At 46.9% G+C, this 12,243-nt stretch carries 11 protein-coding genes; 8 read left to right on the forward strand and 3 right to left on the reverse strand.

The window, feature by feature from the left end; genetic code table 11:
- Positions 1–3 precede the first annotated feature (3 nt).
- From HYN48_RS05855 to kynU, 5 genes are all read left to right on the forward strand, one after another.
- Positions 4–1,992 carry a DUF3857 domain-containing protein gene (locus tag HYN48_RS05855; RefSeq protein ID WP_108370230.1) on the forward strand — a complete coding sequence of 663 codons (1,989 nt, stop codon included), beginning with the start codon at positions 4–6 and terminating at the stop codon, positions 1,990–1,992.
- A 1-nt stretch (position 1,993) separates the two neighbouring features.
- A complete protein-coding gene (locus HYN48_RS05860; RefSeq protein WP_108370231.1) occupies positions 1,994–2,320 on the forward strand; it encodes a nucleotide pyrophosphohydrolase in 327 nt (108 codons plus the stop codon).
- Between the two features lie 21 nt (positions 2,321–2,341).
- Entirely contained in the window at positions 2,342–3,568 is a 1,227-nt protein-coding gene (locus HYN48_RS05865) for a 3-phosphoshikimate 1-carboxyvinyltransferase (protein WP_108370232.1), read from the forward strand.
- Positions 3,569–3,698: 130 nt separating this feature from the next.
- The gene (queA, locus tag HYN48_RS05870; protein WP_108370233.1) at positions 3,699–4,748 is read left to right on the forward strand and encodes a tRNA preQ1(34) S-adenosylmethionine ribosyltransferase-isomerase QueA; all 1,050 of its coding nucleotides are present in this window, start codon (positions 3,699–3,701) and stop codon (positions 4,746–4,748) included.
- Between the two features lie 226 nt (positions 4,749–4,974).
- The gene (gene kynU, locus HYN48_RS05875; RefSeq protein ID WP_108370234.1) at positions 4,975–6,249 is read left to right on the forward strand and encodes a kynureninase; all 1,275 of its coding nucleotides are present in this window, start codon (positions 4,975–4,977) and stop codon (positions 6,247–6,249) included.
- Between the two features lie 60 nt (positions 6,250–6,309).
- Here the strand turns inward: kynU and HYN48_RS05880 are convergent, their stop codons facing one another.
- Positions 6,310–7,977 carry a T9SS type A sorting domain-containing protein gene (locus HYN48_RS05880; RefSeq protein ID WP_108370235.1) on the reverse strand — a complete coding sequence of 556 codons (1,668 nt, stop codon included), beginning with the start codon at positions 7,975–7,977 and terminating at the stop codon, positions 6,310–6,312.
- 273 nt (positions 7,978–8,250) lie between these two features.
- Here HYN48_RS05880 and HYN48_RS05885 point away from each other — a divergent pair, with 273 nt between their 5' ends.
- Entirely contained in the window at positions 8,251–9,591 is a 1,341-nt protein-coding gene (locus tag HYN48_RS05885; protein ID WP_108370236.1) for an FAD-dependent oxidoreductase, read from the forward strand.
- Here HYN48_RS05885 and HYN48_RS05890 read toward each other — a convergent pair whose 3' ends face one another.
- Positions 9,592–9,954: a cupin domain-containing protein gene (locus HYN48_RS05890; RefSeq protein WP_108370237.1), complete on the reverse strand. Its 363-nt coding sequence runs from the start codon at positions 9,952–9,954 to the stop codon at positions 9,592–9,594.
- A 4-nt stretch (positions 9,955–9,958) separates the two neighbouring features.
- On the reverse strand, positions 9,959–10,327 hold the full coding sequence (locus HYN48_RS05895) for a DMT family protein (RefSeq protein WP_108370238.1): 369 nt from the start codon (positions 10,325–10,327) through the stop codon (positions 9,959–9,961).
- Positions 10,328–10,728: 401 nt separating this feature from the next.
- On the opposite strand from HYN48_RS05895, the gene HYN48_RS05900 reads away from it, so the two are divergent.
- Both HYN48_RS05900 and HYN48_RS05905 read left to right on the forward strand, forming a co-directional pair.
- Entirely contained in the window at positions 10,729–11,583 is an 855-nt protein-coding gene (locus HYN48_RS05900) for a MotA/TolQ/ExbB proton channel family protein (protein WP_108370239.1), read from the forward strand.
- A gap of 36 nt (positions 11,584–11,619) precedes the next feature.
- Complete coding sequence (locus HYN48_RS05905) at positions 11,620–12,237, forward strand: ExbD/TolR family protein (protein WP_108370240.1); 618 nt, start codon at positions 11,620–11,622, stop codon at positions 12,235–12,237.
- The last annotated feature ends 6 nt before the right edge of the window (positions 12,238–12,243 follow it).

Below are 12,243 nucleotides of genomic sequence, written 5' to 3' on the forward strand. Positions count from 1 at the left end.
GACATGCGTTCAGGACTAGTGCCGTTTTTGTTATTGTTGGTGGCCTTATGCAACGGCCAGAAATCGGAATCGGCGAAGGTCACCATCAAAGACCTCGAGATGAGGCGGCATCCGGCAGACAGTACCGCGGCGGCGGCAGTACTTTACAACAAAGGCGTTACCAAATTCAATTACAGCGCGGAAAAAGGATTTACGGCGGAACACATTTTCGAAATGCGCATCAAGATTTATAAGAAGGAAGGCCTTCAATACGCCAATTATGAAGTGCCGTATTATATCGGTTACGAAAACCTCAATCCGGATGTGCTCAATGTGACCGATGCCGTGACCTATAATATCGTAAACGGCAAGGTCGAAAAAACAAAAATCGGCAGCGAAGGAAAATTCACTGAGAAAGTCAATAAGAACTGGAAAACGGTGACCATTACGTTGCCAAATGTGAAAGTCGGATCGATTATCGAATTCCGCTACACCCTCAAGAGTGAAGACTTGATGAGTTTCCCGACATTCGTGTTTCAACGGGATATTCCCGTCGATTATGTAGAATACCGGACGGAGATCCCGGTAACGTACGGGTACAAACCGGTCATTAAAGGACTTTTTAAAGGCATCGAATATAAGAGCGCTGTTGAGTCAAATTCCATCGGTTTCCGCAACGCGACCACGACACGAACGGACTATCTCGAATTCAACCAGGTCACGACAACCTACATCGGCAAGAGCATCGCGGCCCTCAGGCCAGAGCCGTTGGTGGACAATGTCGAAAATTATCGCAGCGCCATCGACCATGAGCTCGAGGTCATCCGTGAGCGTGATGAACGCAACAACCAGGATTTTTCGAAGACCTGGGAGGGCGTCGCGCGCAAGATTTACAAAAGGGCGGAGTTTGGGAAACAGTTGGAACGCAACGACTATTTCGACGGAGAATTGCGGCAATTGCTCAACGGAGTGGAAGGCAACGATGAACGCGTCAAGGCCATTTTCGGCTATGTGAAGGCGAAAATGAACTGGAACGGGGAATTTGGTTATCTGACTGATAAAGGCGTACAGAAAGCATGGGTTGACAGGACGGGCAACAGTGCGGAATTGAACTTTATCCTCACCGCGATGCTCAATGCCGCCGGGGTCACCGCCTATCCGGTTTTGGTCAGCACCGTGGGGCATGGCATTCCGGTGTACCCGAACCAGACAGGATTCAATTATGTTTTGACGGCCTGCAATTTTAATGGAAAGCAAACGCTGCTGGACGCCTGTACAAGGAAAGCGCCACCGGGAATCCTGCCGCTGTATGCCTTGAACTGGAACGGGAGGCTTATCGCCAGGGATGGGAATTCGGAGGAAATAAATATGCAGCCGCAGGCCTCTTCGAAAAACAATACTTCGATTGTGGCGACACTGGATGACACCGGCCACCTCAAAGGGCAGGTCCGTGTGTACAAAACCGATTACGAAGCATTTGGTTACCGACAGCAATTTGGCGGAATGAACCAGGACCAGTATCTGGAACGTCTTGAAAATGACCTGAACAAGATTGCTATAAGCCACTATTCGGTTGAAAATACGGAAGACCTCACGGAGCCTATTAAGGAAGCTTTCGATTTTACCTCAGACGGCCTGGCGGAAATCATCGGGGATCGGATGTACCTGAGCCCTTCCTTATTTTTACAGCAACCCAAAAATATCTTTACCGGCGATGAGCGTCAGCTGCCCGTGTTTTTTGGCTACCCGAAACAATCTAAAATTGTAGTCACCTTAGAAATTCCCAAAGGATATAGTGTAGAATCGATACCTTTGCCGATGTCTGTGGCAACGCCTGAAAATGTAGCCGCCTTCCGTTACGAAGTCAAATCATTGGGGAATAAAATCCAGGTTTCCATCAGCAGCGAAGTCAATAAGATGCTGGTCTCCCAGGATTTTTATCCGGTGCTGAAGGATTTTTTCCAAAAGCTGACCGACAAACGCAACGAAAAATTGGTTTTAAAAAAGCTGTAATATGAATCTCAAGAATGCCCAACTCGACGTCGACAACTGGATTAAGGAACACGGTGTCCGTTATTTTAACGAATTGACCAATATGGCCCAGCTGACTGAAGAAGTGGGCGAGGTGGCCCGCATCATCGCCCGACGCTACGGAGAACAATCTGAGAAGGAAAGTGATAAAAATAAAGACCTGGGTGAAGAACTGGCTGACGTGGTTTTCGTAGTTTTGTGTCTGGCAAATCAAACCGGTATTGACCTTCAGGCAGCTTTCGATAAGAAAATGGACCTCAAGTCGCGCCGCGACCATGACCGCCATCACAATAACGATAAACTGAAATAATGCCCGTCAGGGCGGTAAGATATGGACATCGCGCTTCGCCCGCAGGTTATTTTCGACGGATTGCACTTTAAGCTCACGGGCAGCAAATCGGAGACGAATCGGTTGCTGCTGTTGCAGGCGCTGTTTCCGGGCATCCAACTTGACAATGCCTCAGATTCCGATGATTCGGCGGTAATGATCAAAGCACTTTCGCAAACGGCATCCACAATCGACGTGCATCATGCCGGCACCGCAATGCGTTTCCTTACGGCTTTTTTTGCTGCCAAAGAAGGCGCGACAGTTACCGTTACAGGATCTTCACGTATGCAGGAACGCCCGATCAGCATCCTGGTCGAAGCACTCAGGTCAATTGGCGCTGACATCACTTACCAATCAAACGAAGGCTTTCCGCCGTTGCTGATCAAAGGGAAGACACTCAGCGGCGGTGCGGTATCTATGCATGGAAATGTAAGCAGCCAGTATATTTCGGCCTTACTGCTCATTGCCCCGAAACTGGAACAGGGTATCACGATCAAATTGCACGGCGAGATCACTTCAATGCCTTATATTAAAATGACACTTGCCTTATTGGAGCGTATCGGGGTGAAAACCTCATTTACAGGTCATGTTATCCAAGTATTTCCGCATGCGGGAGAGTCTATTGCGGGAACCCTTGCCGTCGAATCGGACTGGTCTTCTGCTTCCTATTTTTATTCAATCATCGCGCTGGCATCGGCCGGGACTTCGGTATCGCTGTCTGCCTACAGGCAAAACAGCCTGCAGGGCGACGCGGCGCTCGCAGCAATTTACAGCCTGTTGGGTGTCGACACCATATATTCGGGTAACACCATCACGCTGCAAAAAAGGCAATCGGATTTGACACTGTTGCGCCTGAATCTCGCCGATACGCCAGACCTTGCCCAGACGATTGCCGTCAGCTGTTTCGGCCTCAGAATCCCTTGTGAACTCACCGGGCTGCATACCCTTAAGATAAAAGAAACGGACCGGTTGCAGGCACTGGAAAATGAACTCGGCAAATTGGGCGCAGCCGTTTCCGTCACCAGTGACAGCCTGAGTTTGAAAGCCGCCGAAATCCTACGGGACAATGTGATAATCAACACCTACAGCGACCACCGTATGGCGATGGCCTTTGCGCCACTGGCGGTAAAAGTTCCGATCACTATTCAAGATGCTGGGGTGGTTTCCAAGTCGTATCCGGGGTTTTGGGACGATCTGGAGCGGCTGGGTTTTCATGTCGCCCGATTGTAAAATGCAATGTTCACGGGCGTTCCGGCTTCATACGGTTTGCGGTTTACCACTTTGCAGCCAAATAAACGCCAAAAGACTTGACAACGCCTGTCCGGCAATCGTATATTTGCGGACTAAATAAAAAGCCCGAATGAAATTATCGCACTTCAACTTCAACTTACCCAAAGAGCTATTAGCAGAATTTCCAGCCGAAAACCGTGACGAATCCCGCCTGATGGTGGTGAACCGTAAAGATAAGACCATTGAGCATAAGATGTTTAAGGACATCATCGATTACTTTGATGAAGGGGATGTGATGATCCTGAACAATACCAAAGTTTTTCCGGCCCGCCTTTATGGCAATAAGGAGAAAACCGGTGCGCGCATCGAGGTATTTTTGCTGCGCGAACTCAATGCCGAGCAGCGTCTGTGGGACGTGCTGGTGGACCCTGCAAGAAAAATCCGTATCGGGAATAAGTTATATTTCGGTGACGATGATTCTCTCGTGGCTGAGGTTATTGACAATACCACGTCGAGAGGCCGTACCCTGCGTTTCCTTTATGACGGCTCTTATGAGGAATTCCGCAACAAGCTGACCGAACTTGGCGAAACCCCAATCCCGAAATACATCAACCGAGAGGTTGTTCCGGAAGATGCGGAGCGCTACCAGACCATTTACGCCAAGGAAGAAGGTGCCGTGGCAGCGCCTACAGCCGGCCTGCATTTTTCTAAGCATCTGCTGAAAAGGCTTGAAATTAAAGGCGTTAATTTTGCCGAAGTGACGCTTCACGTGGGCCTTGGCACATTTAACCCCGTGGAAGTAGAGGACCTGTCAAAACACAAAATGGACTCCGAAGAGTTGAAAATCACGCAGGAAGCCTGTGATATCGTCAACGAGGCGAAAGCCAACAGGAAGCGCGTGTGCGCCATCGGAACCACTTCAATGCGTGCCATTGAAAGTTCGGTTTCGTCAGCGAAAATGTTGAATCCTTACGACGGGTGGACCAATAAGTTCATTTTCCCGCCGCACGATTTCAGTATTGCCGATTGCATGGTGACCAATTTCCATACGCCAAAATCTACCTTACTAATGATGATTTCCGCATTTACAGGTCACGACCTGATGAAAAAAGCGTATGAAGAGGCGATAAAGGAGGAATATAAATTTTACTCTTACGGTGATGCGATGCTGATCCTGTAACATAAAAGTGAAGAAGAAAATATCCCGTTCGAAAGATCGGGATTTTTTTTGCCGTGCTGTTTTCAGGACAGCTGCCTGAGGTCCGGACATGGATTGACGCAAGACTAACGATGCCGGTTTGGATCTTTATGTGATCCGGGTTACTGATTAATTTCTGCGACAATCGGAAATTATCCCTTGCCAATTATCAATTATCGATTAAATTTACGCCTCAAACAAAAACACCATGACCTTCCAGAACACCCGCGAATTCGCACGGCAGCTCGATGCCGATGATCCTTTAGCAAAATACCGTGACGAGTTTATCTTCCCGAAAGTTAATGGCAGACAGGTCATTTATTTTACCGGGAACTCCCTCGGACTGCAGCCGAAACGGACAAAGGCATACGTGGACGAAGTCATGAACGATTGGGCAAACCTTGCCGTTGAAGGTCATTTTTATGCCGAAAAGCCATGGTGGGATTACCACGAACGTTTTGCCGGGCCGTTGGGTAAGATTGTCGGCGCCAAGCCAACTGAAGTCACGGTCATGAATACGCTGACGGTCAACCTGCACCTGCTGATGGTTTCGTTCTATAAGCCTGAAGTTAAAAGGTGCAAGATACTCTGTGAAGCCAAGGCTTTTCCGAGCGACCAGTACATGATCCAGAGCCAGGTGAAGTTCCATGGTTATGATCCAAATGATGCCATTGTAGAAATCCACCGCCGCGAAGGCGAACACAACATCCGCCTTGAGGACATCCTTTCAAAAATCGAAGAAGTCGGTGATGAACTGGCGCTCGTGCTGATTGGTGGTGTAAACTATTACACCGGACAGGTTTTCGATATCAAAAAAATCACTGAAGCGGGACACCGCGCCGGAGCGGTTGTGGGTTGGGACCTCGCGCATGCCGCCGGCAACATCAAACTTGAATTGCACGACTGGAATGTCGATTTTGCCGCATGGTGCAGTTACAAGTATATGAATTCCGGGCCTGGAAATGCATCCGGCTGTTTCATCCATGAAAAGCACCATTCCGACAAAAAGCTGAATCGTTTTGCAGGCTGGTGGGGACACAATAAGGAAAGGCGTTTTAAGATGGAGCCTGATTTCGATCCGGTACAGGGTGCTGACGGCTGGCAGGTGAGCAACCTTCCGATATTGTCACTGGCGCCGTACCTTGCATCAGTTGAGATGTTTGCAGAAGTTGGGATGGAAGCACTTATAGGAAAACGCGATAACATCACGGGCTACCTTGAGTTTATCCTGTCAGAAATCGACAAAGAAGTGGAAAGCACTTTTGAGATCATTACGCCATCAAATCCTTCCGAAAGGGCATCCCAGCTTTCGGTATTCCTTCACGGCGAGGGTCGCCCGTTATTCGATTACCTGATGAAAAACGGTGTGATTACGGATTGGCGCGAGCCGAACGTCATTCGCCTGGCACCAGTGCCTTTGTATTGTTCCTACGAAGACATGTACGATTTTGGCCAGATACTGAAGAAAGGGATTCTCGGATAATCTATTTGAAAATAAAAAAGCCTGAAGTAATTCAGGCTTTTCATTTTTAACGCGGTTGTGTTAGTTCTTGATTACATTCAATGACTTCACGCCGGATGCGGTTTGAGCTTTGACAATGTAGGTGCCTTTGGCAAGATTTGAAGTGTCCAATGTTATTTCTTTGGCCCCTGTTCCGGGCTTATGCTTGATTTCCTGACCGAGCATGTTATACAGCATTACTTCGGATAAGGCTTCTTTAGCGGAAACGGTCAATACATTTTGCACAGGATTAGGGTACGCGGAAAATACATCAACATCCGCGGTCTCAGTATTCAGAAGCGGCTCGTACGTGATGGTCACTTTAAAAGTGTCGCCAACAACGCGGTTCCACGTTGGGTTGCAGTCGGTCCCGCCATAGGTTCTCCAGGCACGCAATTCGAATTCGACTGTCCCGGTCAGGTCATTGGCGATGCTGAGTCCATCCCTGAAATACTCCTGGATTCCGCCGGAACTGCCGGTTCCTTGCGAAATACTGTCTTCCTTCAGGCCGCTGGTGTTGCAGACCAGTATAGAACGCTGCTCTGATTTCCATCCGTTGCTGGCCGTTTCCATATCGTAGGCCACCGCGGTTGACGTAATTTTGTAACCGGCAGGCACCTCTACAGACAATAGACCGGGGCAGGTATTTTCAGATTCGGTCGTGATACTGGCCGCATCGATGTACGATGTGTTGATATCGCCATTAGGATTGGTGGTTTCCTGTTGTCCCGTAGTAAACTCAACCAATTGCCATGTTCCTTTATCTGAAGCGCTGCAATTGGCACGGACCCAGAAATAATAATGCTGCCCGATGCCAAGCCCCGATAAGGATACGTAGGTCGTCGATGCATTTACGTTGCCGCTGGGGTTCTGCATGTCGGAAGGCTCAGTAGGGTCAGTTGAATAATAATAATCATATCCGGATGCCGGCGCGATTGGAGACGGCGTCCACGAAATGCCTGCGCCGTCAGCGGTGCTCGAAACAAAAAACTCGGTCGGGCTGGGGCAGCTGCCGAGCACATGGGCGCTCACAGCAAAAATGTTTACGATCCCCTGTGCTGATGAGGTTTTGGTAAAATCCATGCTGCTTATCAGTTTGCCTTGGTTTTCGGGCAATATGGCAACCTCGACCTGATACAGTCTTGGGTTTCCCGCAGGGTTTTCTATAACATCGTTAACACGGTTCACACGGCCAAATCCGGATGTGATGACGGGCAATGCATTGCTGTAAAACCAGTCAGGGACGACTACAGGCGTGATTTCCTGGGAGGTTCCGTCAGAGAAGTAGATGTTCCCGATAATGGTTCCCTGTCCGCTGCCGGTACAGGCCATAATATAGAGTGTGGTCGCCATCACGGGATTCGAAAACGTCAGCGAACCGACTTCATCCTGGCTCTCAATCCTTAAGGAGTTGTTTTCATAGTAAGGCGCAAGTTGGTATGTCAATCCGGATATCGTAGTGCTTTCGATGAGTCCCGAAACCGGCAAGGCGTATGCCGGGGGCGTGTCGCCGTCGTTGGCCTGAAAATCGGCACTCATAAAATTAAAATCGGCTGCATCCACGGCGATGCTGGTTGACACTGCCGACGGGTTCAGTCCATCAGCGATGACATCGGCAGTAAATCCCGAACTTACCTGCAACGGGGTGTAATCCTGGGCATACAGGCCGGATAACGGAATCAATAGTAAAAAGAGTAATTGTTTTTTCATTTTGAATCATTTAGGTTGGTTACATTCTTTCGCTTTTAAAAATAATCCATTTTATAATACAATTTTAAAATCTGGATTTTTTTAATAAATAAGCGGAAAAAGATTACAGATTTAACAAAATTGCTGTTTTCAGTGTCAGCTAGGTAGCGAAATTTCACCATTGTAGGTAAATGGCTTTCATGCTAAACTAACTGAGCAGTAATAATTGAAAGATTTTTCACGCTGTTTGTGGTCATTATTATGTAATTTTGTAATGTATTTTACCAATTCCTGATGCAGAATCCCCTTAAAATTGCTGTTGTAGGCTCCGGACTCGTGGGGTCGCTTTTGGCAATTTATCTCAGGAAGGAGGGGCATACCGTGCATGTTTTTGACCGCAGCCCGGACATCCGGAAAATCCAGTTTTCAGGTCGGTCAATTAACCTGGCCATGTCACACCGCGGATGGAAGGCACTGGATACTGTGGGTATTGGTGACGAAGTCCGGCAGATTTCAATTCCTATGGACAAGCGCGCCATACACGTCAAGGACAGGATCAGCTTCCAAAATTACGGACGAGAAGGAGAAAGCATCTATTCTATTTCCCGGGGAACGCTGAACAGGAAAATGATTGACCTTGCCGAACGTGCCGGAGCCGAATTTTTCTTTGAGCAGCGCATCTGGGATGTCACTTTGTCTGACGCCACGCTGCACATTGGAGAGACGGAACGGGGCGAATGGAAGGACCTGAAATACGACATGGTTTTCGGTGCCGACGGTGCTTTTTCAAGGATACGCCATAGGATGCAGCGCCAGAGCATGTTCAACTACTCGCAGGAATTCCTCAATACCGGTTATAAGGAGCTCAATATTCCGGCGAACGCCGATGGCTCCCATAAACTTGATAAAAATTCTTTTCACATCTGGCCAAGGGGCGAGTACATGCTCATCGCGTTGCCTAACCTCGACGGCAGCTTTACCTGCACGCTGTTCATGCCGTTTGAAGGTGAAAACTCCTTTGAAAAGCTGACTTCCCATGCTGAGGTCGTTGCATTCTTCGAGAAAAACTTCCCGGATTCGATTGACGTGATTCCTGAACTTGCTGAAGACTTTTTCAAAAACCCCACGAGTACCCTGGTAACAATGAAGTGTTATCCCTGGACGTATGACGACAAGATTGCGCTCGTCGGAGATGCGTGCCACGCGATTGTGCCGTTTTATGGGCAGGGCATGAATGCGGGTTTTGAAGATATTTCGGTGTTGTATGAAATGATGCAGGCATACGGCGATGACTGGAAAAAGGTATTTGCAGAATACCAGAAATCGCGCAAACCAAATGCCGATGCGATAGCGGAGTTGTCGTACCGCAATTTTATGGAAATGAGTTCCAAAACCGCTGACGAGCGTTTTCTGCTTCAGAAAAAAATCGAAAAACGCTTCTCAGAAAAATACCCGGACAAATGGCTGCCGTTGTACAGTCGCGTGACCTTCAGTCACAGGCCCTACACTGAAGCGCTGGCACTTGGAGACCGGCAGAAAGCCATCATGGATAAAGTCATGCAGCTTCCGGACATCGAACGCATCTGGGATTCAGCAACTGTTGAAAACGAAATCCTATCGCTTTTAAAATCCTGATTACGCCTCGCGATGCACCTTGTTAAAGTCGAATGCAGGAAGGCATACAGCCAGGTATTCGCAGGGTTCTTCAAAAGGATTGGAATACTGCACCCTTGTGTTTTTCAGGATGTGTATCGACTGCCCGCTTTCAAGGATGATTGCTTCCCCTTCAATAATGAATTGCTTTTTTCCCTTTATAATGTAGGTGTACTCATCGAATTCAGGCGTTTGGAACGGTTCGCTCCAGTGCGGCGGCGCAATCATATGAGCAATGGAAACATTGGCATTCTGCGTGGAAGCCATGCCGTGGTGCTCCTCAATTAGTTTGCCGTCATCAGTAGGGACAACAAACGGGGATTTCTGGACAAAATATTTTTTCATGGACTTATTTTTTGAAAATGAAATATACGGAAAGTATCAGGAACAGGAAGCCGATGGCATGATTCCACCGAAAGCTCTCGGTCTTAAAAAACAGCATCGAAAAAATGACGAAGACTACCAGCGTAATAACTTCCTGGATCACCTTGAGCTGTAGTAGGGAAAACGGGCCACCATTGCCTTCAAACCCGATCTTATTTGCGGGTACCTGGAAGCAATATTCAAAAAAAGCCAACCCCCAGCTGATTAAAACGATGGAGATGAGTCCAGCGTTTTCAAACCACCGCAGCTCTTTAAACTTCAAATGGCCATACCAGGCCAATGTCATAAAAATATTGGACAGCACCAACAATCCGATTGTGAGATAACTCTTCATTTGCATGTGTTTTTCCTGTAAAAATAAAAAATCGAAGCCAACCCTCCTGCCGCCAATGTAAAGTTAAGGTTAAGCCGCAGAAAAATTAACAGGAAAGCATTGGTGAAATCCACAGGAGGCTTGCGTTATCATATTAGCAATAAAAATCTCAATATTTAAAAATGCATTACCGATAATTCGGCAATTTGTCTTTATGAAGGGTATATTTACAAAAAAACGCTGGTTTTGCCTTATTTTACTGGGATTTAACACCAACAAAAATTACTGTTAATAAAGGACAAAAAGTTAAAATATATTTTTTTTTCTCCACTAAAAATATAAATTTGTCGTTCTTATAAAAACAGATTCAGATCTATTAAGTATTAAATCTATTAAATTTTCAAAAACTAAAATTTTAAAAAATGGCAACACCAAATGTAGCAGCTAAGAAAGAAACCGGATCAAACGGCGGAAACTTATTTACCGGAATCGTAATTGTAGCTTGTATCGTTATCGGTATAATAATCTGGAAATTCGTGATGGGTGCCCCGGGGAATTTCGAAAATGAAAAGGAAATGATCAGTTCAGGTGCTGAGGCAGGACATCCTAAACCAGGAAACTATCTGGCGATGGTGTACAAAGGAGGAAAAATCGTTCCTGTGCTTATGGGATTGTTGCTGATGGTGGTTGTGTTTTCAATCGAGCGCTTCTTCGTGATCTCTAAAGCTGCCGGAAAAGGAAGCTTGGATAAATTCATGAAAAACGTACAGGCAAACATCAAGTCGGATAACATCGATGCTGCGATCGCTGACTGTGATAAGCAAGAAGGTTCAGTAGCCAACGCGATCAAAGCGGCACTTGTGAAATATAAGGAAGTGAAAAAAGAAGGGTTTGACAGCGAAGCGGCTGCCGATACGATCCAAAAGGAAATCGAAGAAGCGACTTCACTTGAAATGCCAATGCTTGAGAAGAACCTTACCATCATATCGACTTTGGTTTCTTTGGGTACACTTGCAGGTCTTTTGGGAACAGTAACCGGTATGATTACAGCGTTCGGTGCATTGGCGACTTCAGGAACTCCTGATCAGGCTGCACTTGCAAACGGTATCTCTGAGGCGCTTATCAATACCGCAACAGGTATCTCTACTTCTGCGCTGGCCATTATCATGTACAACTACTTTACTTCTAAAATCGATACACTTACTTATTCTATCGATGAGGCCGGGTCTACCATTGTTGGTACTTACAGACGTTTAAGGGGTAGCTTGAGAGGATAATAATTCATCGGGAGCGATTCCGTAAAAAAATATAAAATGGCAAAAGTAAAAATGTCTAAAAAGGCCACGTCCATCGACATGACGGCGATGTGTGATGTTGCGTTCCTGCTGCTGACTTTCTTCATATTGACGGCAACAGCGAAGCAACCCGAGCCGTTGCCTGTGGATACGCCTAACTCAACTGTACAGGACAAGCTTCCTGAAAAAAACCTCGCTATTATTACCATCGGCGACAGCGGAAAAGTGTTTTTGGGGATTAAGGAAATTCCAGTGAGGAAGCAGACGCTGCAGTATATGGCCACCGAAAAGAAAATCAACTTCACTGATGACGAAATCACTAAATTCGGGCTTATCGATGAATTTGGGGTGCCATTTGCGCAAGTCAAGGCATTAATCAGCATGACATCGACACAACGTAATGTAAAAGGGCAACAAATCGGTATCCCGCATGACTCCATCAATAATGAGTTGTCGGAATGGGTGCTGCAGGCAAGAAATGCCAACGCGTTTGTGAACAATGAGCAGCTTAACTTCGCTATCAAAGGCGATGCGAAAGAGCAGTATCCGCAAATCAAGAAAGTGATGGATATCCTGCAAAAACAAAAAGTAAATAAATTCTTTCTGGTCACAGGACTCAGAAGCGATAAATTTTAAAAACAT

This window comes from Flavobacterium magnum (assembly GCF_003055625.1).
GTDB classification, from domain to species: Bacteria; Bacteroidota; Bacteroidia; order Flavobacteriales; family Flavobacteriaceae; genus Flavobacterium; species Flavobacterium magnum.

Bases quoted from the DNA above. Each gene is read 5' to 3' on its own strand.
- HYN48_RS05855 (WP_108370230.1), top strand. From the start codon at position 4: ATGCGTTCAGGACTAGTGCCGTTTTTGTTATTGTTGGTGGCCTTATGC.
- HYN48_RS05860 (WP_108370231.1), top strand. From the start codon at position 1,994: ATGAATCTCAAGAATGCCCAACTCGACGTCGACAACTGGATTAAGGAA.
- HYN48_RS05865 (WP_108370232.1), top strand. From the start codon at position 2,342: ATGGACATCGCGCTTCGCCCGCAGGTTATTTTCGACGGATTGCACTTT.
- queA (WP_108370233.1), top strand. From the start codon at position 3,699: ATGAAATTATCGCACTTCAACTTCAACTTACCCAAAGAGCTATTAGCA.
- kynU (WP_108370234.1), top strand. From the start codon at position 4,975: ATGACCTTCCAGAACACCCGCGAATTCGCACGGCAGCTCGATGCCGAT.
- HYN48_RS05880 (WP_108370235.1), bottom strand. From the start codon at position 7,977: ATGAAAAAACAATTACTCTTTTTACTATTGATTCCGTTATCCGGCCTG.
- HYN48_RS05885 (WP_108370236.1), top strand. From the start codon at position 8,251: ATGCAGAATCCCCTTAAAATTGCTGTTGTAGGCTCCGGACTCGTGGGG.
- HYN48_RS05890 (WP_108370237.1), bottom strand. From the start codon at position 9,954: ATGAAAAAATATTTTGTCCAGAAATCCCCGTTTGTTGTCCCTACTGAT.
- HYN48_RS05895 (WP_108370238.1), bottom strand. From the start codon at position 10,327: ATGAAGAGTTATCTCACAATCGGATTGTTGGTGCTGTCCAATATTTTT.
- HYN48_RS05900 (WP_108370239.1), top strand. From the start codon at position 10,729: ATGGCAACACCAAATGTAGCAGCTAAGAAAGAAACCGGATCAAACGGC.
- HYN48_RS05905 (WP_108370240.1), top strand. From the start codon at position 11,620: ATGGCAAAAGTAAAAATGTCTAAAAAGGCCACGTCCATCGACATGACG.